Origin of the sequence: Burkholderia ubonensis subsp. mesacidophila (assembly GCF_002097715.1) — a bacterium.
Classification (GTDB): Bacteria; Pseudomonadota; Gammaproteobacteria; order Burkholderiales; family Burkholderiaceae; genus Burkholderia; species Burkholderia mesacidophila.
In genome coordinates this window covers 1,487,406-1,511,443 of sequence record NZ_CP020737.1, presented here as the reverse complement: position 1 = coordinate 1,511,443, position 24,038 = coordinate 1,487,406, and the positions used below count along the sequence as shown (strand labels likewise).

The 24,038-nt window shown below is 70.5% G+C and carries 23 protein-coding genes; 7 read left to right on the top strand and 16 right to left on the bottom strand.

The features are described 5' to 3' along the window. Window position 1: 1 nt before the first annotated feature. The 9 genes from B7P44_RS07230 to B7P44_RS07190 form a co-directional block, all read right to left on the bottom strand. A complete protein-coding gene (locus B7P44_RS07230; protein ID WP_084906499.1) occupies window positions 2-622 on the bottom strand; it encodes a DUF4136 domain-containing protein in 621 nt (206 codons plus the stop codon). A gap of 36 nt (window positions 623-658) precedes the next feature. Further along, window positions 659-3,046: a CHASE2 domain-containing protein gene (locus B7P44_RS07225; protein ID WP_084902291.1), complete on the bottom strand. Its 2,388-nt coding sequence runs from the start codon at window positions 3,044-3,046 to the stop codon at window positions 659-661. A 10-nt stretch (window positions 3,047-3,056) separates the two neighbouring features. Next, window positions 3,057-4,439 (bottom strand): FecR domain-containing protein, encoded by a 1,383-nt coding sequence (locus B7P44_RS07220; RefSeq protein WP_084902288.1) that lies wholly within the window; start codon window positions 4,437-4,439, stop codon window positions 3,057-3,059. Between the two features lie 2 nt (window positions 4,440-4,441). Continuing rightward, window positions 4,442-5,146, bottom strand: a complete 705-nt coding sequence (locus tag B7P44_RS07215; RefSeq protein ID WP_084902263.1) for a response regulator transcription factor — start codon at window positions 5,144-5,146, stop codon at window positions 4,442-4,444. A gap of 265 nt (window positions 5,147-5,411) precedes the next feature. Next, the gene (locus tag B7P44_RS07210) at window positions 5,412-5,840 is read right to left on the bottom strand and encodes a hypothetical protein (protein WP_084902260.1); all 429 of its coding nucleotides are present in this window, start codon (window positions 5,838-5,840) and stop codon (window positions 5,412-5,414) included. Window positions 5,841-6,018: 178 nt separating this feature from the next. After that, window positions 6,019-6,246, bottom strand: coding sequence for a sulfurtransferase TusA family protein (locus tag B7P44_RS07205; protein WP_006402122.1), 228 nt, complete (start codon window positions 6,244-6,246; stop codon window positions 6,019-6,021). A gap of 103 nt (window positions 6,247-6,349) precedes the next feature. After that, window positions 6,350-7,387, bottom strand: a complete 1,038-nt coding sequence (locus B7P44_RS07200; protein WP_084902257.1) for a Gfo/Idh/MocA family oxidoreductase — start codon at window positions 7,385-7,387, stop codon at window positions 6,350-6,352. Window positions 7,388-7,405: 18 nt separating this feature from the next. After that, window positions 7,406-8,422 carry an inositol 2-dehydrogenase gene (gene iolG, locus B7P44_RS07195; RefSeq protein ID WP_084902255.1) on the bottom strand — a complete coding sequence of 339 codons (1,017 nt, stop codon included), beginning with the start codon at window positions 8,420-8,422 and terminating at the stop codon, window positions 7,406-7,408. Beyond that, window positions 8,415-9,305, bottom strand: a complete 891-nt coding sequence (locus B7P44_RS07190; protein ID WP_084902252.1) for a MurR/RpiR family transcriptional regulator — start codon at window positions 9,303-9,305, stop codon at window positions 8,415-8,417. The genes iolG and B7P44_RS07190 overlap by 8 nt, the downstream gene beginning before the upstream one ends. Window positions 9,306-9,540: 235 nt before the next feature. Between B7P44_RS07190 and B7P44_RS07185 the strand changes: the two genes are divergently transcribed. From B7P44_RS07185 to iolB, 7 genes are all read left to right on the top strand, one after another. Continuing rightward, the gene (locus B7P44_RS07185; protein WP_084902250.1) at window positions 9,541-10,596 is read left to right on the top strand and encodes a sugar ABC transporter substrate-binding protein; all 1,056 of its coding nucleotides are present in this window, start codon (window positions 9,541-9,543) and stop codon (window positions 10,594-10,596) included. A 99-nt stretch (window positions 10,597-10,695) separates the two neighbouring features. After that, window positions 10,696-11,832, top strand: a complete 1,137-nt coding sequence (locus B7P44_RS07180; RefSeq protein WP_084902247.1) for an ABC transporter permease — start codon at window positions 10,696-10,698, stop codon at window positions 11,830-11,832. A 13-nt stretch (window positions 11,833-11,845) separates the two neighbouring features. Beyond that, window positions 11,846-12,649, top strand: coding sequence for an ATP-binding cassette domain-containing protein (locus B7P44_RS07175; protein ID WP_084902245.1), 804 nt, complete (start codon window positions 11,846-11,848; stop codon window positions 12,647-12,649). 17 nt (window positions 12,650-12,666) lie between these two features. Then, window positions 12,667-14,643, top strand: coding sequence for a bifunctional 5-dehydro-2-deoxygluconokinase/5-dehydro-2-deoxyphosphogluconate aldolase (locus tag B7P44_RS07170; RefSeq protein WP_084902243.1), 1,977 nt, complete (start codon window positions 12,667-12,669; stop codon window positions 14,641-14,643). Between the two features lie 9 nt (window positions 14,644-14,652). Beyond that, window positions 14,653-16,611, top strand: coding sequence for a 3D-(3,5/4)-trihydroxycyclohexane-1,2-dione acylhydrolase (decyclizing) (gene iolD / locus B7P44_RS07165; protein ID WP_084902241.1), 1,959 nt, complete (start codon window positions 14,653-14,655; stop codon window positions 16,609-16,611). Beyond that, window positions 16,608-17,522 carry a myo-inosose-2 dehydratase gene (iolE, locus tag B7P44_RS07160; protein ID WP_084902237.1) on the top strand — a complete coding sequence of 305 codons (915 nt, stop codon included), beginning with the start codon at window positions 16,608-16,610 and terminating at the stop codon, window positions 17,520-17,522. The genes iolD and iolE overlap by 4 nt, the downstream gene beginning before the upstream one ends. After that, window positions 17,519-18,319 carry a 5-deoxy-glucuronate isomerase gene (iolB, locus tag B7P44_RS07155; protein ID WP_084902234.1) on the top strand — a complete coding sequence of 267 codons (801 nt, stop codon included), beginning with the start codon at window positions 17,519-17,521 and terminating at the stop codon, window positions 18,317-18,319. Before iolE ends, iolB begins: the two co-directional genes overlap by 4 nt. A 73-nt stretch (window positions 18,320-18,392) precedes the next feature. Here iolB and B7P44_RS07150 read toward each other — a convergent pair whose 3' ends face one another. From B7P44_RS07150 to B7P44_RS07120, 7 genes are all read right to left on the bottom strand, one after another. After that, entirely contained in the window at window positions 18,393-19,139 is a 747-nt protein-coding gene (locus B7P44_RS07150) for a glucose 1-dehydrogenase (protein ID WP_084902232.1), read from the bottom strand. Between the two features lie 191 nt (window positions 19,140-19,330). Further along, window positions 19,331-20,035: an ABC transporter ATP-binding protein gene (locus B7P44_RS07145; RefSeq protein WP_084902229.1), complete on the bottom strand. Its 705-nt coding sequence runs from the start codon at window positions 20,033-20,035 to the stop codon at window positions 19,331-19,333. Beyond that, window positions 20,032-20,784, bottom strand: a complete 753-nt coding sequence (locus B7P44_RS07140; protein ID WP_084902228.1) for an ABC transporter ATP-binding protein — start codon at window positions 20,782-20,784, stop codon at window positions 20,032-20,034. Before B7P44_RS07140 ends, B7P44_RS07145 begins: the two co-directional genes overlap by 4 nt. Next, window positions 20,781-22,007, bottom strand: a complete 1,227-nt coding sequence (locus B7P44_RS07135) for a branched-chain amino acid ABC transporter permease (protein ID WP_084902225.1) — start codon at window positions 22,005-22,007, stop codon at window positions 20,781-20,783. Before B7P44_RS07135 ends, B7P44_RS07140 begins: the two co-directional genes overlap by 4 nt. Beyond that, window positions 22,000-22,935, bottom strand: a complete 936-nt coding sequence (locus B7P44_RS07130) for a branched-chain amino acid ABC transporter permease (protein WP_084902223.1) — start codon at window positions 22,933-22,935, stop codon at window positions 22,000-22,002. Before B7P44_RS07130 ends, B7P44_RS07135 begins: the two co-directional genes overlap by 8 nt. A gap of 9 nt (window positions 22,936-22,944) precedes the next feature. Further along, the gene (locus B7P44_RS07125; RefSeq protein WP_084906497.1) at window positions 22,945-23,382 is read right to left on the bottom strand and encodes an acyl-CoA thioesterase; all 438 of its coding nucleotides are present in this window, start codon (window positions 23,380-23,382) and stop codon (window positions 22,945-22,947) included. A 94-nt stretch (window positions 23,383-23,476) separates the two neighbouring features. Then, on the bottom strand, window positions 23,477-24,013 hold the full coding sequence (locus B7P44_RS07120) for an NUDIX domain-containing protein (RefSeq protein WP_084902221.1): 537 nt from the start codon (window positions 24,011-24,013) through the stop codon (window positions 23,477-23,479). Window positions 24,014-24,038: the final 25 nt, after the last annotated feature.

The window sequence follows — 24,038 nt, the reverse complement described above, 5'->3', positions numbered from 1 at the left end:
CTCAGCGCGCGGCGGCCGGCTTCACCGAGACGACGCCCGGCATTGCGCCCGCGTCGTCTTTTTGCGTTTTCGTCTCGACGAGCCAACCTGCGCCCGCCTCGAACGGCAGCTTCGCGAGCGCGCTCTTCACGAGCGCCGGCGCGGCGTGCTGCGTGCCCGGCTCGCGATCGCGCAGCGCGGCCGACACGCGATAGACGTCCGCACCCGACTTCGCATCGACGAACCGCAGCGTCAGCACGTGGCGATAGACCTTGCCGGCGAACGGCAGCCCGAACGGCGCCGGCCCGTCGACCGCGACGCAGGCACTGCTCGCGCCGCCGCACCGCTCGGCCGTGGCCGCGACCGCCGCGAGCTGTGTCGCGTACGCGATCGACAGCCGGTAGCGCGCATCCTTGAGCGGCTGCACATCGAACCCGCGCCGCGCGAGCTCGTCGTGCACGAGCGCCTCGATCTGCCGGTATTGCTCGTCGCCCGCCTGCGCGTCGGTGCGCACGAAACCATAGTCGTGCGTGCCCGACGCGAATGCGTCCGGCTGCCCGACCGCGCTCACGCCGGTGGTCACGCCGGCGCAACCCGTCAACAGCGCCGCCGCCAGCGCGGCCGCCGCCCATTCGTGTTTCATGACTTTCCCCATTGCTTGCCGCCGCGCCCGGCCCTGTCAGGCGAACGGCTCGTCGATCGTGGGCAGCGCCACCGTCACCGCGGTGCCGACGCCCACTTCGCTTTCGACCGTCACGCTGCCGCCGTGGCGCGTGACGACCGTCTTCACGAATGCCATGCCGAGCCCGGAACCCGAAATCTCGGGCCGCTCGCCGGCATGGAACCGCTTGAAACGTTCGAACAGATGCCGCTGGTCTTCCGGCGCAATGCCGTACCCCTGATCGCGAATCGTACAGAACATCCGCTTCGACCCGTGCTCGATCGACAGCGTACACGCGATCACGGTGTCCGTCGGACTGTACTTGACCGCGTTGTTCAGCAGGTTCACGAACGCGCGCGTGATCAGCGAACGGTCCGCGCGCACCCAGCACATCTCGCCGCCGATGTCCGTGTCGACGCGGATGCGCTTGGCCTGCGCCTGCGGCCACACCTCGTCGCTCGCATCGATCAGCACGTCGACGAAGCTCGTCGCCTCGAGCTGGTACACCTGCGATTCCGCGCGCGCGAGCTGCACGAACTCGTCGGCGAGCGACAGCGCGCGATACGCATAACGCTCGATCCGCGCGAGCAGCCCGCGCACGTCATCGGACTCGATGCGCTGCCGCTCGATCTCGACGAGCGCAAGGATCGACGACTGCGGCGAGCGCATGTCGTGCGACAGCAGGTGCAGCGCTTCCTCGCGCTGGCGCTCGGCCGCATGCAGCTCGGTCACGTCGACGAGGCCGGCGATCCAGCCGGTCACCCGCCCCTGCGCGTTCGTGCACGGCGCGTAGCGTAGCAGATGATCGAGGCCGTCGCGATCGCGCACCTCGATGCCCCGCTCCATCGCCGCATGGTCCGACTCGAGCGTCGGGTCGAGCACGGCCGGCCAGCGCTGGCTGATCGCGGCGTCGTGTTCGGCGTTGCCGTCGACCGTCTTCACGAACGCCAGCTCGCCGAGCGCGGCGCGCAGCGGCAGCCCCTCCGGCAGCGGCAGCGCGAGCCGCGCCCCGTACCGCTTCGCCGCGTGATTCGCGATCAGCACGGTGCCGGCCAGGTCGGTGACGAAGATCGGCTCGGGCATGCTGTCGAGGCTGTCCCACACGAAGCGCTTCATGTCCTGCACGCGCTGCGCGGCCTGCGCCATCAGCGCCATCTGCCGCTCCAGCACGTCGCCGCCGACGCTTTGCGTGCGCGGCGCCTCCGGCAGCAGGTGCGGTTCGTCGGCCAGCCGCTGCAGCTCGCGGCGCAGGTACGACATCGTCATCTCGAGCCGCCGCCAGTTCCAGATCGGATACACGGCGATCAGCCCGAAGATCGCCGGCGCGGGCGACAGCCAGAGCCGCCCTTCGTACAGCAGCGCCGCGCTCGCGATGACGGCCAGCCCCGCGAGACTCAGCGTCAGCAGCAGCGCGCGCCACGGCGACAGCATCAGGAAGCCGGCCAGCAGCACGGCGAGCGGCAGCAGCGACGCGACGAACAGCCCCACGCGCGACACCGGCGAGATCGTCCGGCCGGTCGTCAGCATGTCGAGCACGCCGGCATGGATGTAGACCCCCGCGAGCGGCCCGAAGTCGCCGGACACGGGCGTCGCGAAACGGTCGTACAGCCCCGACGCGGTCACGCCGACGACGACGATCTTGCCGCGCAGCGTGTCCGCCGGCACGCGTCCGTCGAGCACGTCGTCGAACGACAGCGTCGGATACGCGGGCGTGTTGCGGCTGAACGGGATCAGGTAGCGGCCCTCGCCGCGCGCGTCGCGCGACAGGTCGTGCGCGCGCGCGAGCGGCGCGCCGCTCGCCGGATGCAGCTTGCCGGCCGCGATCGCGTCGAACACGGGCACCATCAGCTGCGGCCAGCGCATGCGGCCGTCGCTTTCGAACAGCGCGACGCTGCGCACGATGCCGTCGGGATCGACCTCGAGATTGATGTGGCCGAGGCCTGCGGCGCGCGCCGCGAGCGCCGGCACCGGCGGATCGACGGTGCGCGTGCCGTCCTGGCGCTCGGGGCTCAGCAGGATCGGCAGGAAGGTCGGCACCCGGCCGAGCCCGTCCGCGAACGCGCGATCGTCCGCCGACGGCTCCGTGAACAGCACGTCGTAGACCACGGCGGCCGGCTTCACGCGCGCGAGCGCGGCGAGCAGCCGCGCGTGCACGTCGCGCGGCCACGGCCAGCGGCCGAGCGCCGCGACGCTCTGGTTGTCGATGTCGACGACCACGATGTCAGGCGACAGCGGCAGGCTGCGCAACATCAGCAGGCGGTCGTAGATCAGGCCGTCGACGCTCGTCGACGCGCGCCCGAGCGCGCACGCGAGGATCACCACGATCCCGAGGCAGCCGATCGCGATCCATTCGATGAGGAAGCGGCGGCCGAGCCGCCGCCGCGGGGAAACGGAGTCGGGTTTCATGCGCCGCGGGTCAGCGCGACAGCGTGAACGCGCCGACCGGACTCATCTTCTCGTAGAAGCGGCCGCCGTCGAATTCCTCGACGATCACCGCCCAGAAATACTCGCCGGGCGGCAAGTGCGCGACGGTGATCTGCCGCGCCTGCAAGCCGACCTCGTCGACGACCGGCGCGCTCAGGTCCTTCGACCTCGACAGCAGGAACCGGTAGCGCGCGTTCGCGGCCGCGCCGTTCGACGACCAGCGGAACGCGTAGCCGCCGGGGCCGGGCGTCGCGGTCGCGTCGAGCCCCATCAGCCGCCGCTCGAACGCGTAGGTGCGCGGCCGCCCTTCGAGACCGTTGTCGTCGATCGCCGAGATTCGCACGAAATACGTGCCGTTCGGCACGTTGCGGAACACCGCGCGCGGCGTATCCGTGCGGGTCTGGCTGAACAGGTCGATCAGCCCGGCATCGTGCGCCAGCTGCACGTGATACGCGCGGGCGCGAGCGAGCGGCGCGAGTTCGAACGCGACGTCGGGCTCGTCCTGCACCTTTCCGGGCGCGGCGAGCGCCGGCGCGGGCAGCAGCTCGACCGGGGCGCCGATCGCGCCGGACGACGTGGCGACGCTGCCGTAGTTCGCGGGCACGAGCGTCGCGCCCGCCGGACGCTGGCTGCGCGCGACGCCCACTGCGCCGTCGAGCACCTCGACACGCGTCGTCGCGTTGCCGGCGGCGTCGTAGTTGACCCGGAAGTGCGTGCCGCGCACGCCGGCCACGACCGACGGCGAGCGGATCTGGAAGCGGTCGTCGCGCTTCTTCAGGTGGGTGACCTCGCTGTCGACGGCACCGCGCGTCAGCTCGAACTCGCGGTCGAGGGTGCCCGTCAGCACGGTGCGGCGCAGCGTCTTCAGGTCGAGCTGGCTGTCGGGCGGCAGGCTCATGTGCGTGCCGTCGGCGAGCTCGAGCGTGACGAAGCCGTTCGCGCCGGTGCGCACGCGGTCGCCTTCGGTCAGCGTCGCATCGACCGCAAGCGGCGCGAAAGCTTCGCCGGACGCGCGCTCGGCAGCCCCCTGCACCGCGACGACACGGACGGACAGCTGTTCCTTGCGCAGCCGCGCGACCGGCAGCTTCAGCGCGAGGCCGGGCTGCAGGCGCTTCGGCGCGGGCACGCCGTTCATCTGCGCGAGCACCTGCCAGTCGTCCGGGCCCTGCAGGTAGCGCTCGGCGACGTCGTACAGCGTGTCGCCGGCGCGCGTCGTATAAACGACCGTCTTGCCGGCCGCGCGGGCCCGCGACTGCGCGGCTGCCGGCTGGGCCGCGACGGCGGCCGCGAGCAGGCACGCCGCGCCGAGGGCCGCGGCGCGCAGACGCGCCGCGCGCAGGCTCGGCACGCCTGACGTGCGTTGGGCGCTCCCCATGATCACTCCGGTTCCCCTTGGCCGACCCGCTCGAGCCGGTAGCCGTAGCCGTAGATCGGCGCGAGGCGGTAGCCGTTTTCCGGCCGCAGGCCGAGCTTCGTGCGCAGCATCGAGATGTGCGTGTCCATCGTGCGCGACGGGATGTCGGTCGCCTGCTTCCAGACGAGGTCGAGAATGTGCGCGCGCGACAGCGGCCGGTCCAGATGCTGGAACAGCAGCAGCGCAAGCTCGAATTCCTTCTGCGTGAGGCTCACCGGCTTGTCGCCGACGTAGGCCTGCTTCAGGTTCACGTCGAAGCGGAACTGGTCGAATTCGCGCACCGCCGCCTCGACGTTGACCGGATACGCGCGGCGCAGCAGCGAGCCGATGCGCGCGCGCAGGATCGGCCCGGACACCGGCTTGACGACGTAATCGTCCGCGCCGGCGTTGAGAATCTGCGTGATTCCCGCCTCGTCGTCGCGGCTCGTCATGAAGATGATCGGCAGGCTGTGCTCGGTCTGATTGGCGCGCACCCACTTCAGCACTTCCTCGCCGGACATGTCGGGCACGTTCCAGTCGAGCACGAGCAGATCGAAGGTTTCGCGCTGCAAGCGCTTCTTCAGCGCCTTGCCTTCCTTGAAGGCATAGCAGGTATGACCCGCGGCCGTCAGCGTTTGACTGACGAAGTCCGTCTGGGCCGGGTCGTCATCCAGTACAGCAATTCTCATAGCACCCCGCAAAACGAAATCCAGTTCGGCCCCTCGCGCTCACCGCGGCGCCGCCGGTGGCTGGCGCGCTGGCGCCGGGCCCGGCGACGGGCCGCGTTCCCGTTCTCGCGCGCCACGCGCACGAGCGGATGAACCCGGCCTATATCTCAAAAACGGGGCGCGGACGAACCGGCGATTCCACCATAGTAGTATGAAAATCGCCAAGGATTCGCGCGGCTGGCAGTCCTTTCTTCGAATAATCCTTCCCGAAACGCAATCGGCGCGCCTATTCGACCGGTGCGGCGCAGTCGTCCGACTCATCGGCCGGCTCGTCGGCCTGCGCGCGCGGCTGCAGTTCAGGCTGCCGCAGCAACGGCTGCCGCAGCAACCCCAGCAACTGCCCGCGCACCCGCTCCCACGCCGCCGCGGCGTAATCGGGCTGACTCGCCGCCCACGCATGGGCCAGGTCGAATACGCGTTCGACGGTCGCCGCGCACTGCGTGACGCCGGCTTCCCCGTCGGGCAGCGCGTCGCGCAGCCATTCGGCCAGCCACGGCATCTCCGCCGCGACCGAATCCGCATAGGCTTCCAGCGCGGCGCGCGCGTGACGGTCGTGTTGCGGGTCGAGCTCGACTCGGCACAACCCGGTTGCGCACGCTGGCGCGGTGTGTTTCGCTTCGGACGGACTTCGACTGGTCCCCGGTCTGAAGGGCATGTCCTCTCCCCGTGTACGACGGCAGCGTCAGGCATGGCCCCCGTGCCCGCCTCGAATCGACGTACCGCAGCCAGCGCATCCTTTGAGTGCGGACGACCGGCCGGGTCAGTATACGCAGCGCGCGGAACAGCGAGGTTTAAGAATTGTCAGAAACACGGCCGCGCCAGGATGGCGCCTGTCAACGGCGGCGCATCAGGAACACGAAGGTCTTGTCCTGGGTCGTCGATTCGACGATCTCGTTGCCCGTCTGTTTCGCGAATGCGGCGAAATCGCGCTGCGAGCCGGGATCGGTCGCGAGCACCTTGAGGATCTGCCCGCTTTCCATGTCCGCGAGTGCTTTCTTCGCGCGCAGGATCGGCAGCGGGCAATTGAGCCCGCGCGCATCCACTTCCTTGTGAATCTGCATCGGCTTTCGACCTTCGAATGGCGCGCCTCGTGCGGCGCTGGAGGAAGCGGCAATTTTACCGCAGCGCCGCCACGACTGCCGACTCTCCGGTCCGCACGCCCCGCTACAGGTCGACCGCCCGCCCGGTCTCGAGCGCCGTGCGCAGCGCATGGCCGATCCGCGTCGCCTCGAGCGCGTCGGCGAGCGTCGCCGCGCCGGTGTCATGCGCGCCGTTGACCGCCGCGACGAACGCCTGCGCCTCGAGCAGGAACGCCTCCTCGAAGCGGTCGAAGAAGGTCGGCGTGCACGTATTGCGGATGCCGAACCTGTCGTAGATCTCGACGCGGTTCGCGCGCGGATTCGCGCCGATCGTCAGCCCACCGGCCGTGCCGATCACTTCCGAGTGCGTGTCGTTGCCGTGCGCCATCGTCCGCGACGCGTAGAACATCGCAAGACGCCCGTCGTCGAATTCGCAGATCGCGACGCCGTTGTCGACGTCGCCGCACGCGCGCAGCCCCTCGTGCAGCGCGATCGTGCCCGCCGCGAACACGCGTTTCGCACGCGGCCCGCCGAGCAGCCAGCGCGCGACGTCGATGTCGTGCACGGTGCAGTCGAGAAAGATCCCGCCGGACGTCGGCGCGAAACGCACGAAGAAGCCGTCGGGGTCGTTCCGGTCGCAGGTCTGCGAGCGCACGAGGAACGGCCGGCCGATCTGCCCGGCCGCGACGCGCGCGTACGCATCGCGGTAGCTCGGATCGAAGCGGCGCATGAAGCCGATCGTCGCCTGCAGGTGCGGCCGCGCGGCGGCTTCCGCGAGCACCCGTTCGCATTCGGCGAGATCGAGCGACAGCGGCTTTTCGCAGAACACGTGCTTGCCCGCGGCGAGCGCGGCGACGATCTGGTCCGCGTGCAGCGCCGACGGCGTGACGAGCCACACCGCATCCAGCTCGGGATCGGCGACGAACGACGCGAAATCTTCATGCACGCGCGGCACGCCGAGCGCGTCGCGCGCCCACGCGCACTCGTCGGCGACGGGGCTGCACGCGGCCGCGAGCACCGCGCCCGGCACGCGGCGCGCGAGGTTTTCCGCATGGCGGCGGCCGAGCCGGCCGAGGCCGGCGATGCCGATGCGCACCGGCGCGGGTCGGGTCGATGAAGTCATCTGCTCGCCCTCCCCGGCTCAGTCGGCGGCGCCGAGCCGGATCGCGCGCCCTTCGCGCCACGAACGGGTCGCGGCCTCGGCGAGCTCGAGCGCCTTCACGCCGTCGGCGACCGTCGTGCGCACCGGCTCGCCGCGCGCGACCGCCGCGAAGAAGTGCTCGATCTCGCGCGCGTAGGCCACCCGATAGCGTTCGAGGAAGAACGCCTCCGGCAGGTCGGTCGACACCGCGCGCGCCGAATAGCCGGTCACTTCCGTCGGCCGCACGTTGCCGGCCTGCAGCATCCCGTCGCTGCCGAGCACCTCGAAGCGCTGGTCGTAGCCGTATGCGGCGCGCCGCGCGGTGTTGATCTGGCACAGCCGGCCGCGCTTCGTGCGGATCGTCACCGCGGTGGAATCGATGTCGCCCGCGTCGGCGATCGCGGGATCGGACAGGCAGCTGCCGGTCGCGTGGATCGTGTCGGCGTCGTCGTCGAGGATCCAGCGGAAGATGTCGAAGTCGTGGATCAGCATGTCCTTGAAGATGCCGCCCGAATGCCGGATGTAGTCGACGGGCGGTGCGCCCGGATCGCGACTCGTGACCACCAGCATCTCCGGCGTGCCGATCTCGCCCGCGTCGACGCGCGCCTTGAGCGCCTCGAAGGTCGGATCGAAGCGGCGCTGGAAGCCGATCATGCAGACGACGCCCGCCTGCGCGACCGCTTGCTCGCACGCGCGGGCCCGCTCGACGCTCAGGTCGACCGGCTTCTCGCAGAACACGTGCTTGCCGGCCGCGGCCGACTGCAGGATCAGGTCCGCGTGCGTGTCGGTGCTCGAGCAGACGACGCTCGCGCCGACCGCCGGATCGCCGAGCGCCGCGTCGCGATCGACCGCGCGCGCGCCGTGCTGCGCGGCGAGCGCCTCGGCCGCCTCCCCGTTCACGTCGACGACGTACTTGAGCCGCACGCCCGGCTGGCGCGCGAGGTTGCCTGCGTGAATGCGGCCGATCCGGCCCGCGCCGAACACGGCGACGTCGAGGGTCGCCCGTTGGTCAGTCATCGTATCCTCCAGTCTCTTTCGCTTCTTCGACGTTCAATTCCAGCCGGTACGCGAGCGCGATGAACAGCGCCTGGCACAGGCAGATCGTGCTGGTCAGCGAACGGAACGCGAACGCGCTCCCCTCCTTCACCAGCAAATGGGCGCTCGCATCGCGCACGAGCGGCGACAGGCGGCTGTCGGTGATCACCAGCGTTTCCGCATGGTTGTGGCGCGCCGCCCGCAGGCAGTACTGGGTTTCCTTGCCGTAAGGCGCGAAGCTGATCGCGATCACGACGTCGCCCTTGCGCACGCTGCGGATCTGCTCGCGATACATCCCGCCGAGGCCGGACACCAGATGCACGCGCTTGGCCGTGTGCTGCAGCGCGTACACGATGTAGCTCGCCACCGGAAACGAGCGGCGCACGCCGATCACGTAGATGTTCTCGGCCCGCTCGAGCATCGTCACCGCCGCGTCGAACTGGCTGTCGTCGAGGCCGGCCGCGAGCTCGTCGAGCCCCGCGCGCGACGCATCGATGAACTCGCGCGCGACCGAGCCGCCCGACAGCGGGCCGGCCGTCTCGTCGATGATCCGGCGGATGCGCTGCTGGTAGCTCTGCGCGCTCGGGTTCTGGCCCGTGTACGCGTCCCTGAATACCGCCTGCAGGTCGGAAAAGCCGGAAAAGCCGAAGCGCTGCGCGAAGCGCACGACCGCGGACGGATGCACGCCGCAGCGCTCGGCGATGTCGCTCGTGCGGTCCATCATCACGCTCGCCCGGTGCTCGTCGATGTACGACGCGATGCTTTTCAGCTGCCGCGGCAGCGAATCGTACGCATCGGTGATGCGCCGCAGCAGCGCGTCGACGCCGGGCACGTCGGCCGCGTCGGGAGTGGAATCGTCTTGCATGGGATGGTCGGCTCGCAAGGCGCGGCGGGGCCGCCCGCGCCGGGTTGTCTCGTCTCCTTCGTGAACCGAGTATAGACACGCGCCCGTCGAAATGGAACAAATTTTCCACCAACTCAGAAAATAAAATTTTCTTTGCATTCGTTCCCGACTTGACCTACGCTTGCTCGTGAACGCGGCGGCTTTGCATCACCGCGCCGCGTCGATCCAAGAACGACAGACAGAGAAAGGTGGAGACATGAGACTTTGCTTGGGCAAGGCTGCCGTCCGGGCCATCGCTGCAACGTTCGCCGTCGTGGCGGCGGCCGGGCTCGCCGTGCCGGCGGCGCACGCCGACGGCCCCAACGGCCATTTCGTGCTGGTGAGCCACGCGCCCGATTCCGATTCGTGGTGGAACACGATCAAGAACGCGATCAAGCAGGCCGACGAGGACTTCGACGTGAAGACCGACTACCGCAATCCGCCGAACGGCGACATCGCGGACATGGCGCGCCTGATCGAGCAGTCGGCGGCGCGCGACTACGACGGCGTGATCACGACGATCGCCGACTACGACGTGCTGAAGAATTCGCTCGGCAAGGTCACCGCGAAGAAGATCCCGCTCGTCACGATCAACTCCGGCACCGAAGAGCAGAGCGCGCAGCTCGGCGCGATCATGCACGTCGGCCAGCCCGAATACTTCGCGGGCCACGCGGCCGGCGAAAAGGCGAAGGCCGCGGGCGTGAAGTCGTTCCTGTGCGTGAACCACCTCGCGACCAACAGCGTGTCGTTCGACCGCTGCCGCGGCTTCGCGGACGCGATCGGCGCCGACTACCGGTCCTCGACGATCGATTCGGGCCAGGACCCGACCGAGATCCAGTCGAAGGTCAGCGCGTACCTGCGCAAGCACCCGAACACGCAGGCGATCCTCACGCTCGGCCCGGTGCCGGCCGCGGCATCGCTGAAGGCGGTCCAGCAGATGGGGCTCGGCGGCAAGCTCTATTTCGCGACGTTCGATTTCTCGGACGACATCGCGAAGGCGATCCGCGCGGGCACGATCCAGTTCGCGATCGACCAGCAGCCGTACCTGCAGGGCTACATCCCGGTCGCCGTGCTCGCGATCGTGAAGAAGAACAAGACGACCGACCCCGCGAAGATCCGCCAGCTCCTCGAGGCGAACCCGCGGTTCCAGGCGCGCATGTCGACCTACGGCCTGCAGCCGTCCTACGGCCCGAAGAACATCCGCTCGGGCCCCGGCTTCATCACGAAGGACAACCTCGACAAGGTCGTGAAGTACGCGGGCCAGTATCGCTGACGCCAGGGCCTGTTCCGTTCGTCGCGCGGCCGAGCGCCGCGCGCTTCACCGGCGACGCGGGGTTCCCCCGCCCCGCCCGCCGGGCATCAAGGAGACATCATGGGTGTAGCCGGTAAGCCTCTGCCTGCGCATGCGCGAGAGCCGCAGGCGCGCGCCGACGAGCGCGTGCGCAACGAAGCGTGGTTCCAGCGCTTCCTCAACCGTCCCGAATTCGCCGCGATTTCCGGCACCGTGCTCGTGTTCGCGGTGTTCGCGCTCGGCGCGGGCGGGTCGGGCATGTTCAACCTCGACGGCATCATGAACTGGTCGCAGGTCGCGGCCTATCTCGGCATCCTCGCGGTCGGCGCGTGCCTGCTGATGGTCGCGGGCGAATTCGACCTGTCGATCGGCTCGATGATCGGCTTCGCGGGCATGATGGTCGCGATCCCGACCGCGTACTTCCACTGGCCGATCTGGGCGTCGGTGATCTTCGCGTTCGCGGGCTCGATGGCGCTCGGCGCGCTGAACGGCTACCTCGTGATGCGCACGCGGCTGCCGTCGTTCATCGTCACGCTCGCGTTCCTGTTCATCCTGCGCGGCCTCACGCTCGCGCTGTCGATCATGTTCGCGGACCGCACGATCATCTCCGGGCTCGGCGACATCGCGCGCGAGGACTGGCTCACGCACACGCTGTTCCAGGGCGTCGCGTTCCATGACCTGTTCCGCTGGCTCGCGCAGCACGGCCTCGGCCGCACGCTCGACACCGGCGAGCCGCTGGTGCCGGGCGTGCCGAAGGTGATCCTGTGGTGGTTCGCCGTCACCGCGATCGGCGCGTTCGTGCTCGCGAAGACGCGCTACGGCAACTGGATCCTCGCGGTCGGCGGCGACGCGAACGCCGCGAAGAACGTCGGCGTGCCGGTGCGCCGCGTGAAGATCTCGCTGTTCGTGCTGACCGCGTTCTGCGCGTGCCTGTTCGCGGTGCTGCAGGTCGCCGACATCGGCTCGGCCGCCGCGGACCGCGGGCTGCAGAAGGAGTTCGAGGCGATCATCGCGGCCGTGATCGGCGGCACGCTGCTCACGGGCGGCTACGGCTCGGTCGTCGGCGCCGCGTTCGGCGCGCTGATCTTCGGCGTCGTGCAGATCGGCATCACGTACACCAGCATCAGCTCCGACTGGTTCCGGGTGTTCCTCGGCGTGATGCTGCTGATCGCGGTGCTGTTCAACCACTACGTGCGCCGGCGCGTGTCGCAATCGTAACGGGAGGCTTGCCATGTCCACTGTACAGACCGGCGACGACACGATCCTCGCGCTCGAGAACGTCAGCAAGTATTTCGGCAAGGTGATCGCGCTGTCGGACGTGACGCTGCGCCTGAAGCGCGGCGAGGTGCACTGCCTGCTCGGCGACAACGGCGCCGGCAAGTCGACGCTGATCAAGACGCTCGCGGGCGTGCATGCGCCGTCGGAGGGCCAGTACCTGGTCGACGGCCGGCCCGTGCATTTCGAATCGCCGAAGGACGCGCTCGACCTCGGCATCGCGACCGTCTACCAGGATCTCGCGCTCGTGCCGCTGCTGTCCGTCGCGCGCAATTTCTTCATGGGCCGCGAGCCGCAGAAGAAGCTGTTCGGCTTCCTCAACGTGATGGACCTCGATGCGAGCGCCGAGATTGCCCGCGCGAAGCTCGCCGAGATGGGCATCCACGTGCGCGACCCGCACCAGCCGATCGGCACGATGTCGGGCGGCGAGCGGCAATGCCTCGCGATCGCCCGCGCGATCCACTTCGGCGCGCGCGTGCTGATCCTCGACGAGCCGACCGCCGCGCTCGGCGTCAAGCAGAGCTTCAACGTGCTGAAGCTGATCCACACCGCGCGCGCGAAAGGCATCTCGGTGATCTTCATCACGCACAACGTGCATCACGCGTACCCGATCGGCGATTCGTTCACGCTGCTCAACCGCGGCCGCTCGCTCGGCACGTTCACCAAGGACACCATCAGCAAGGACGAAGTGCTCGACATGATGGCCGGCGGCGCCGAAATGCAGAAGATGATCAGCGAGCTCGACGGCGCAGTGATCTAACCCAGGATTTTGTTCTCATGGCACTCACTTCCCACACCTTTGCGCAGAACCGGCCGCTCGACGTGATCTGCATCGGGCGCGTCGCGGTCGACCTCTACGCGCAGCAGATCGGCGCGCGCCTCGAGGACGTGTCGAGCTTCGCGAAATACCTCGGCGGCTCGTCGGGCAACATCGCGTTCGGCTGCGCGCGGCTCGGCCTGAAAGCGTCGATGCTGTCGCGCGTCGGCCACGACCACATGGGGCGCTTCCTGATCGAGACGCTGGAACGCGAAGGCTGCGACACGAGCCACCTGCGCACCGACCCGGACCGTCTGACCGCGCTGGTGCTGCTGGGTCTCAAGGATCGCGACACGTTCCCGCTGATCTTCCATCGCGAGAACTGCGCGGACATGGCGCTCGACGAAGGCGACTTCGACGAGGCGTTCATCGCGTCCGCGAAGGCGCTGCTGATCACCGGCACCCACTTCTCGACCGAACAGGTGAACCGCGCGAGCCGCCGCGCGCTCGACTACGCGCGCCGCAACCAGGTGCGCACGGTGCTCGACATCGACTACCGGCCCGTGCTGTGGGGGCTGACCGGCAAGGCCGACGGCGAGACCCGCTTCATCGCGAACGAAGGCGTGACCGCGCACCTGCAGCGCATCCTGCCCCTCTTCGACCTGATCATCGGCACCGAGGAGGAATTCCGCATCGCCGGCGGCAAGGACACACTGCTCGATGCGCTCGCGATGGTGCGCGCGGTCACGAGCGCGACGCTCGTCGTCAAGCGCGGCCCGCTCGGCTGCTCGATCGTCGAAGGCCAGGTGCCGGCGTCGCTCGACGCGCTGGCGATCGTCGGCGGCGTCGAGGTCGACGTGATGAACGTGCTCGGCGCGGGCGACGCGTTCGCGTCCGGCTTCCTGTCGCAATGGCTGCGCGGCCGCTCGCTCGAGGACGCCGCGCGCACCGCGAACGCGTGCGGCGCGCTGGTCGTGTCGCGCCACGGCTGCTCGCCGGCGATGCCGACGCCGGCCGAACTCACGTACTTCCTGGACGAGGCGCGGCGCGATCCCGTGAAGATGCGCCGTCCAGATCTCGACAAGACGCTCGCGCGCCTGCATCGCGTGAGCCCGCCGCGCGTGCCGCGCGACGAGGTGCTCGGTTTCGCGTTCGACCATCGCAACCAGTTCTTCGAGCTCGCGCAGCAGACCGGCGCGCCGCTCGCACGGATCGATGCGCTGAAGCGCCTGTTCGTCGACGCGGTCGCGCAGACCGAAGCGCAGCTCGGCCTCGCGGGACGGATCGGCGTGCTGATCGACGACCGCTACGGCCAGGACGCGCTGAACGCCGCCACCGGGCGCGGCTGGTGGATCGGCCGGCCGGTCGAGCTGCCCGGCTCGGTGCCGCTCGAATTCGACCACGGCCGCTCGGTCGGCACGACGCTCGCGGGCTGGCCGCAGGAGCACGTCGCGAAATGCCTCGTGCAGTTCCACCCGGACGAGCCGATCGAGCAGCGCATCGAGCAGGAAACGCAACTGCGCACGCTGTACGACGCGGTGCAGGCGAGCGGCCACGAACTGCTGCTCGAAGTGATCCCGCCGCGCCGCGCCGACCTGCCGCAAGGGCCCGACGTCGTCTACCGCGCGCTGAAGCGCCTGTACAACCTCGGCATCTACCCCGAATGGTGGAAGCTCGCGCCGCTCGACGCCGCGCAATGGCACGCGATCGACGCGCTGATCGCCGAGCGCGACCCGCACTGCCGCGGCGTCGTGCTGCTCGGGCTGTCGGCGAGCGTCGACGAGCTGACGCGCGGCTTTCCGGCCGCCGCGGCGTCGGCGAGCTGCCGCGGCTTCACGGTCGGCCGCACGATCTTCCACGAGCCGAGCCGCGCGTGGCTCGCCGGCGAGATCGACGATGCGGCGCTGGTCACCCGCGTGCGCGCAACGTTCGAAACGCTGATCGGCGCATGGCGCGCCGCGCGTCACGGCATGCCGGCCGCGCGCCGCGTCGCGTAAGGAGGCCCGATGCATCATCCCGCGCCCTCCGGCGCCTCCCTTCAGGAGCCTATCGTGAATGCATCCTCCAACGGCACGATCCGCCTGACCGCCGCGCAAGCGCTCGTGCGCTATCTCGCCGCGCAGCGGGTCGAGACCGGCGACCGCAGCGGCGCCACCGAACCGCTGTTCGGCGGCGTGTTCGCGATCTTCGGCCACGGCAACGTCGCCGCGCTCGGCGAGGCGCTGTACCAGCACCGCGACGTGCTGCCGACCTACCGCGCGCACAACGAGCAGGCGATGGCGCACAGCGCGATCGCGTACGCGAAGGCGCACTTCCGCCGCCGGATGATGGCCGTGACGACGTCGATCGGCCCCGGCGCGACCAACCTCGTGACGGCTGCCGCGCTCGCGCACGTGAACCGCCTGCCGCTGTTGCTGCTGCCCGGCGACGTGTTCGTGTCGCGCGCGCCGGACCCCGTGCTGCAACAGGTCGAGGACGGCCACGACGGCGGCGTGTCGGCGAACGACACGCTCAAGCCGGTGTCGCGCTACTTCGACCGCATCATCCATCCCGCGCAATTGCTGACCGCGCTGCCGCGCGCGCTGCGCGTGCTGACCGACGCCGCGCAGTGCGGCCCCGTCACACTCGCGCTGCCGCAGGACGTGCAGGCGATGGCCTACGACTATCCGGCCGCGTTCTTCGCGCCGCGCACGGTGTCGTTCCATGCGCCCGCGCCCGTGCCCGCCGAACTCGAAGCCGCGCTCGCGACGCTGCGCGCCGCGCGCCGGCCGTTCATCGTCGCCGGCGGCGGCGTGCTGTACAGCGAAGGCGCCACGCACGCGCTGGCCGCGTTCGCGAAACAGCGCGGCATCCCGGTCGGCGAGACGCAGGCCGGCAAGGGCGCGCTGCGCTGGGACCATCCGCTCAACGCGGGCGCGCTCGGCGTGACCGGCTCGCCCGCCGCGAACGCGCTCGCGGCCGACGCCGACTGCGTGCTCGCGATCGGCACGCGGCTGCAGGATTTCACGACCGGCTCGAACACGCTGTTCGGCAAGGACGCGACGGTGGTCGGCATCAACGCGAATGCATTCGACGCGCTCAAGCATCACGCGTGCGCGGTCGAAGCCGACGCGTGCGCGGCGCTCGACGCGCTCGATGCGCTGCTCGACGACTGGTGCGCCGAACGCGCGTGGACCGCGCGCGCACACGAGCTCGCCGCCGGGTGGCGCGACGCGGTGTCGCGCATCACGCATGCGCCGCCGCGCGCGGGCGCGCTGCCGTACGACGCCGACGTGATCGGCGCGGTGCAGCGCTCGCATCGCGCGTCGCCGGATGCCGACGTCGTCGTGTGCGCGGCCGGCACGCTGCCCGCCGAGCTGCACAAGCTGTGGCGCGCGGGGCGGCCGGGCGCGTACCACGTCGAGTACGGCTACTCGTGCATGGGCTACGAGATCGCCGGCGGCCTCGGCGCGAAGCTCGCACGGCCCGAGCGCGACGTGATCGTGATGGTCGGCGACGGCAGCTACCTGATGATGAACAGCGAGATCGCGACGTCGGTGATGCTCGGCGCGAAGCTGATCGTCGTCGTGCTCGACAACCGCGGCTACGGCTGCATCAACCGGCTGCAGCAGGCGTGCGGCAGCGCGCCGTTCAACAACCTGCTCGACGATTGCCTGCAAGGTCCGCTCGGCGCGCCGGCGATCGACTTCGCCGCGCATGCGCGCGCGCTCGGCGCGCAAGCGGAGCACGTCGCCGACGTTGCCGCGCTCGACGCCGCGCTGCAACGCGCGCGCGCCGCGGACCGCACCTATGTGATCTGCATCGACACCGATCCCGCGCGCACCACGGCCGAAGGCGGCTGGTGGTGGGAAGTCGCGGTGCCCGAAGTGTCGTCGCGCGACGCGGTGCGCGACGCACGCAGAGCGTATGACAAGCAGGTCACCGCCCGCGCGGGCGCCCTCTCCCGTTCAGGATCTCCAGCATGAGTCAATTCGAATTCCGCATCGGCATCAATCCGCTGTCGTGGATGAACGACGACCTGCCGTCGCTCGGCGGCGAGACGCCGCTTTCCGTCGCGCTGACCGAAGGCCGCGACATCGGCTATGAAGGCTTCGAGCTCGGCAACAAGTTCCCGCGCGAGCCGCAGGCGCTGAAGGCGCTGCTCGGCGAGTACAGGCTGTCGCTCGTGTCCGGCTGGTACTCGGGCCGGCTCGCGCAGCGCAGCGTCGACGACGAAATCGCGGCGGTCGGCCCGCATCTCGACCTGCTCGCACAGAATGGCGCAACCGTGATGGTCTACGGCGAAGTCGCCGACACGATCCAAGGCGCGCCCGTGCCGTTGTACCAGCGGCCGCGCTTCACGACCGACGCGCAATGGGACAGGTATGCGGAGCGTCTCGACGCGTTCGCGCGCTACACGCTGAGCCGCGGCGTGCGCATCGCGTATCACCATCACATAGGCGCGTATGTCGAGACGCCCGCCGACGTCGACCGGCTGATGGCCGCGACGAGCGACGCGGTCGGCCTGCTGTTCGACGCGGGCCACATCACGTTCGCGGGCGGCGATCCGGCCGAGGTGCTGAAGCGCCACATCGCGCGCGTGTGCCACGTGCACTGCAAGGACGTGCGGCCGGCCGTGATCCGGCTCGCACGCAACCGCAACTGGAGCTTTCTCGACGCGGTGATCAACGGCGCGTTCACGGTGCCGGGCGACGGCGCGGTCGATTTCGCGACGCTGATCGACCTGCTGAAGCGGCACGGCTATCGCGGCTGGCTCGTCGTCGAGGCGGAACAGGACCCGGTCGTCGCGCCGAGCTACGCGTACGCGCAAAAGGGCTACCGCACGCTGCGCGCGCTCGTCGACGCGCCGCTCGATTCGCACCGGGAGGCGGCATGAGTTTGCTCGTCAAAGGCGCGCAGGACGGACCGACGATCGCGCGCGTCACGCCCGAATCCGCGCACTGGCGGCATGTCGGCTTCGCCGCGTACCGGCTTGCCGCCGGCGAGACGGTCGAGCTGCACGAGACCGTGCGCGAGACCTGCATCGTCGTGCTGACCGGCAGCGTCGACGTCACCGCGGACGACGGCACGCGCTGGACCGAGCTCGGCTCGCGCGACAGCGTGTTCGACGGCGTCGCGCCATACGCGCTGTATCTGCCGCCGGGCGTGCGCGTCACGGTCGCGGCGTCGCGCGCGGCCGAGCTCGGCGTCGCGACTGCGCCCGCGACCGGGAAATATCCGCCGCGCGTGATCAAGCCGTCGCAGATGAAGCGCTCGGTGCGCGGCGCGGGCGCGAACACGCGCTACGTGTGCGACATCCTTCCGCAGACGGAGCCCGCCGAGTCGCTGCTCGTCGTCGAGGTGCGCACGCCGTCCGGGCATTCGTCGAGCTATCCGCCGCACAAGCACGATACCGACAACGTGCCGTTCGAAAGCTCGCTCGAGGAGACGTACTACCATCGCGTGCATCCGCCGCAGGGCTTCGTGTTCCAGCGCGTGTACACGGACGAGCGCGACCTCGACGAATCGATGGCCGCGTGCGATCACGACGTCGTGCTGGTGCCGCGCGGCTATCACCCGGTCGTCGTGCCTTACGGGTACGAATCGTATTACCTGAACGTGATGGCCGGACCGACGCGCACGTGGCACTTCAGGAACGATCCCGCGCACGAGTGGATGCTCGAGCGGAAATAGCGGAAATAGCGGAAGCAGCGGAAAGCGGCCTGGGGGCGCGCCGCGTTGATTCGCGGGCGCGCCCCCTTTCTGCTCAGCGCACGCCGCCGCTCACGACGATGCGTTCGCCGGTCAGCCAGCTTGCGTCATCCGATGCCAGGAAGACGACGGCGGACGCGATGTCGTCCGGTTGCCCGAGGCGGCCCAGCGGCGTCCGGGCGAGCGTCTGCGATTCGAGGTCGGAACCGATGATCCCCGCGCTGTGCGTGCCCTCGGTCACCACCATGCCCGGATTGATCGCATTCACGCGAATCTTCCTCGGGCCGAGTTCGAGCGCGAGCACGCCGGTGATCGCATCGACCGCGCCTTTCGTGCCGCTGTAGACGGCGCTGGCCGGCGGCGTGATGCTGGTCACCACCGAGCTGATGTTGATGATGCTCGCGCCCTCCCCGAGATGCTTCGCGGCCGCCTGCGTCGCGAGCAGCACGCCGAGCACGTTCGTATCGAACTGTCTGCGGTAATGCTCTTCGGTGATCGCTTCGATCGGCGCGAATTCGTAGACGCCGGAGTTGTTGACGAGAATGTCGAGGCGGCCGTACGTGTCGATCGCCGTGTCGACGATGCGCTGCACGTCGGCCGCCTTCGACACGTCGCCGCCGACGGCGACCGCGCGGCCGTCGGCGGCGGTGATCGCGCTCACCACCGCGTCGGCGCCCGCCTTGCTGCTCGCATAATTGACGACGACGGATGCGCCTTCGGCGGCCAGCGCCTTGGCGATCGCCGCGCCGATGCCCTTCGAACCGCCCGTCACGATCGCTACCTTGCCTGCAAGCTTGCTCATGATTGCTTTCCTCAGTCCAGAGTCACACCAGGGACCGGCCATCGTCGCGAAGCGCGCGGCCGGCGATTGAGGAAATTTAGGCGTTCGGGCAGCGCCGATAAAGCGGCACGAGACGAATTGAGTGGCGGGCGCAGCCGAACAATCGCGGCGCACGCGTCCCGCCCCCGGTTTCGGCGCGGCGCAAGCGCCCGTCACCCGGCGCTCAGCCACGCCTCGGCGACCGCGCCGCCGAGGCCGTCGAGCGCCCCGTCGTAGACGATCGTCCCCCGCCCCATCACCGCCGCGCGCCGCGTCAGGCGCGGCGCGAGTTGCAATCGCTGCTCGATCAGCACGATCGCGACACCGTCCGCCTGCAGCCCGGCAAGACACGCGCCGACCTCGTCGACGGCGAGCGGTGCGAGGCCTTCCGCGGGCTCGTCGACGATCAGCACGCGCGGCTTGCCGGCAAGTGCGCGCGCGAGCGCGAGCACCTGCTGCTCGCCGCCCGACAGCCGCCCGGCCTTCACGTCCGCGCGCGCGGCCAGCAGCGGAAAGCGCTCGAACAGCGCGTCGAGCGCCGCGCGCCCGGCCGCGCCGCCGCTGCCGCGCAGCCCGAGGCGCAGGTTGTCGCGCACGCTCAGCAGCGCAAACACGTCGCGCTGCTCGGCGACATACGCAACGCCGCGCCGCGCGATCTCGAAGGTCCGCGCGTCCGCGCATTCGACGCCCGCGATCCTTACCGATCCGGCGGTCCGCACGAGCCCCATCACCGCTTTCGCGAGCGTCGAGCGCCCCGAGCCGTTGCGCCCAAGCAGCGCGAGCGTCTCGCCCGGCGCAAGCGCGAGATCGACGCCGTCGAGCACGGGCTGCATCCCGTACCACGCGCGCAAGCCGCGGATGTCGACCAGCGCGCTCATGCGAACCCCTCGCCGAGATAGGCCGCGCGCACCGCGGAATCCGCGCGGATCGAATCCGGCGCGCCCGTGGCGACCACCGCGCCGCGCACCAGCACCGTGATCCGCTCCGCGAAACCGAACACCGTATCCATGTCGTGCTCGATCATCAGCACCGTACGGCCTCGCGTCGTCGCGCGGATCAGCTCGATCATCCGCGCCGCCTGCGCGCGGTTCATGCCGGCCGTCGGCTCGTCGAGCAGCAGCGTGCGCGCCCCGCTCGCGAGCGCGATGCCGAGATCGAGCGCGCGCTGCTCCGCATAGCCGAGCGCGGCGGCCGGCGCATCGCGGTACGCGACGAGGCCGATGTCGTGCAGCACCTGCTCGGCGGCCCGGTCGACCGACGCCGATTCGCGCAGCCGGTTCCACCAGCGCCGCCGTTCGGCCGGCGCATGCAGCGCCGCGCAGCGCAGGTTGTCGAACACCGTCAGCCGCGCAAACGCGCTCGTCTGCTGGAAACTGCGGCCGATGCCGAGGCGGCTCGCCGCGACCGGGCCGCGATCGCGCAGTTCGACGCCGTGCAGCACCACGCGCCCGCGCGTCGGCCGCACGGCGCCCGCGATCACGTTGAAAAGCGTCGACTTGCCCGCGCCGTTCGGCCCGATCAGCGCATGCCGCTCGCCCGCCGCGACGGCCAGCTCGACGCCGTCGAGCACCGTCTGCGCGCCGAAGCGCTGCGTGATGTCGTGCAGGGCGACCGCGGTGCCGTTCATCGCGACGCTCCGTGGCCTTCGTACATTCCGCGCGCGATCCGGCCGCGCCGCCGCCACAGCAGCGCGCCGAGCCCCGCCGCCGCGAGCGCGACCGCCCAGCCGAGCGGCGCGCCTGCATCGACCCGCCACGCGCCGAACGCGGCCGGCGCGCCGCCGTCCTGCGCGAAGCGCCACGCATAGCCGAGCTCCGCCGCGCAGACGACGGCGACGCCCCCACACAGGCTCGCGGCGACGCCATACAGCAGCGCCGCGCGTTCGCCCTTGCGCGCGCCGGGCCGCAGCGCGTGCGCGACGTCCGCCGCAACACCCGCGAGCCCGCGCGGCGCGACGATCACGACGACGACGAACAGCAGCCCGAGATACAGCGCCCACGCGCGCGACACGCCCGCGACCGCGACGCTCAGCCCGGTCAGCACGGCCGCGCCCGCCGCCGGCCCGAAGAACGAGCCGGCGCCGCCGATCACCGCGGCGATCAGCACCGTTGCCGAGCGGGTCATCGCGACGCTGTCGGGCGTCGCGAGCTCGATGTCGATCAGCGTCAGCGTGCCGGCCACGCCCGCGAAGAACGACGCGCACGCGACCATCGCGAGCCGCACGCGGCGCGGATCGGTGCCGAGCGCGGCGACCCGCGCCGGGTTGTCGCGCACCGCGTTCGCGAGGCGGGCGAGCGGCGTGCGCGTCAGCGCGCGCATCGCGAGCGCCGACCCGAAGCACCACGCGGCGATCAGCGCATACGCGTGCGCCGGCGCGCCGAACTGCCAGCCGCCGAACGACGGGCCGCTCGCGCGATCGATCGGCACGCCGCCGACCCCGCCGAACCATGCGGGCACGCTCCACGCGGCCGCCGCGACGCATTCGCCGAGACCGAGCGTGATCATCGCGAACGCGGTGCCCGCGCGGCGCGTCGCGAGCACGCCGAACAGCAGGCCGAAGGCCGCGCCCGCCGCGCCGCCGACGAGCGGCAACAGCGGCAGCGGGCCGCCGAAGCGGTTGAACCAGTGCGCGGCCGCGAACGCGCCGAGGCCGGCGAACGCCGCATGGCCGAACGACAGCAGGCCGGTGGCACCGAGCTGCAGGTTGTACGACAGCGCGAGCACGACGAGCGCGGCGGTCTGCGCGAGATAGCCGAGCATCCAGCCGTGCGGCCACAGCCACGCGGGCAGCACGAGCAAGCCGGCGAACAGCGCCCAGCGCAGGAGGCCCGCCGACACGCGGCTACGCATCGTCGCGCTCGCCGAACAGCCCGCTCGGACGGGCGACCAGCACCGCGACGAGCAGCAGGTACGGCACGAGCGGCGCGAGTTGCGCGATCGATACCGAGGCCACGCGGTCAGGCAGCACGACGCCGGTCCACTGCGCGACATCGCGCAGCGACGTGTCGCTTGCCGCCGCGAAGGTCTGCGCGAAGCCGACCGCGAGCGACGCGGCGAACGCGCCGCCGAGCGAGCCGAGCCCGCCGATCACGACGACCGCGAACACGATCGAGCCGACCGTCTCGGCCAGCGCGGGCTCGATCACCGCGAGCGGCGCGCCGATCACGCCGGCCAGCGCCGCCAGCGCGGTGCCGGCCCCGAACAGGCCCGTCATCAGGCGCGGCACGTCGTAGCCGAGCGCCTCGACCGCGCAGCGATGCGTGAGCGCCGCGCGCACGACGAGCCCGACGCGCGACGCGTGCAGCAGGCCCGCGAGCGCGACCAGCATCGCCGCCGACATCGCCATCATGAACAGCCGGTAGCGCGGCAGCGCGACGCCGAGCAGCGTAACCGGCGCGCCGTCGAACAGCGGCGGCACCGGCGCAGGCAGCGGCGCGAGGCCCCAGACGAGCTTCGCGCCCTCGCCGATCAGGTATGCGAGCCCGAACGTCAGCAACAGCTCGCTCGTGTGCCCGCGCGCCTGCACGCGCCGCAGCAGCCAGCGCTCGCAGCCCGCGCCCAGCAGCCCGACCGCGAGCGGCGCGAGCACGAGCGCCGGCCAGAAGCCCGCGCGCGCGGCAATGCTGAAGCCGACGTAGGCGCCGAGCATGTAGAAGCTCGCATGCGCGAAATTGAGCACGCCCTGCACGCTGAAGATCAGCGTGAGGCCAGCCGACAGCATGAACAGCAGCAAGCCGTAGCTGAGGCCGTTGAAGGCCTGGAGCGCGAACGCCTGCACCGCGCGTCGTCAGGCGGCGAGCGGGTCGAGCGCCGCGCGCAGCGCGGCGGGCAGCGGCACGGGCCGGCGCGTGTCGCGGTCGACGTACACGTGCACGAAATGCCCCTGCGCGGCGGGCGACAGGTCGCCTGCCGCGAACAGCCCGATCTCGTAGCGCACGCTCGACGTGCCGAGCCGTGCGACCCGCAGCCCCGCGTCGACCGCCTGCGGGAACACGAGCGGCGCGAAGTAGTTGCACTGCGTCTCGACGACGAGCCCGATGGTCGGCGCGCGTTCGATGTCGAGCACGCCGGCGCGGATCAGGTATTCGTTCACGACCGTGTCGAAGTAGCTGTAGTAGACGACGTTGTTCACGTGTCCGTAGACGTCGTTGTCCATCCAGCGGGTCGTGATCGGCAGGAAGTGGCGGTAGGCGTCGCGCGGACGCGGCTGCGGCTTGTCGGACATGGCGATGGCGCTCAGGGCGAGGAAGGCGGCGCGCGGCGGCGGTGCACCGCCGCGCCGGTCTGGGGAATCGGCGGACGGCGCGCGCAAGCGCGCGTCATTGTCCCGGCCGGTCGACGAACTCGAAATCGAGCCCGCGCGCGCGCATCCAGTCGGCGAGCGCGTAGCCGGTGCCCGCGCGCCACGGGCGCAGCCGCGGCGGATCGACGAGCCGGTACTCGAGCAGCTCCGGCGACAGCGTGATCGCGCCCGACGCGCGCACGTGGTACGCGATGATCAGCTCGTTCTTGCGGATGAATTCGTAGACACCGACGAGCGAGATCTGCTCGGCCTTCAGCGCCGTTTCCTCGAGCACCTCGCGCGCGATGCCGTCCTCGGGCGTCTCGCCGTGCTCGAGAAAGCCGGTGATCAGCGCGAACATCCCTTCCGGCCAGGCCGCGTTGCGCGCGAGCAGGACCTTGCCGTCGATCTCGACGATCGCGGCCACGACCGGCAGCGGGTTGTTCCAGTGCACATAGCCGCAGAGGTCGTCGGGACAAGCCTGGCGGATGCGGCCGCCCTCTTCGGCGGGATCGGCGCGCTCGATCAGCGGGCGCGCGCAGCGCGGGCAAAAGCGATAGTCGGCGAGAGTCATCGATGTGGACATGGCGGACGCCGGG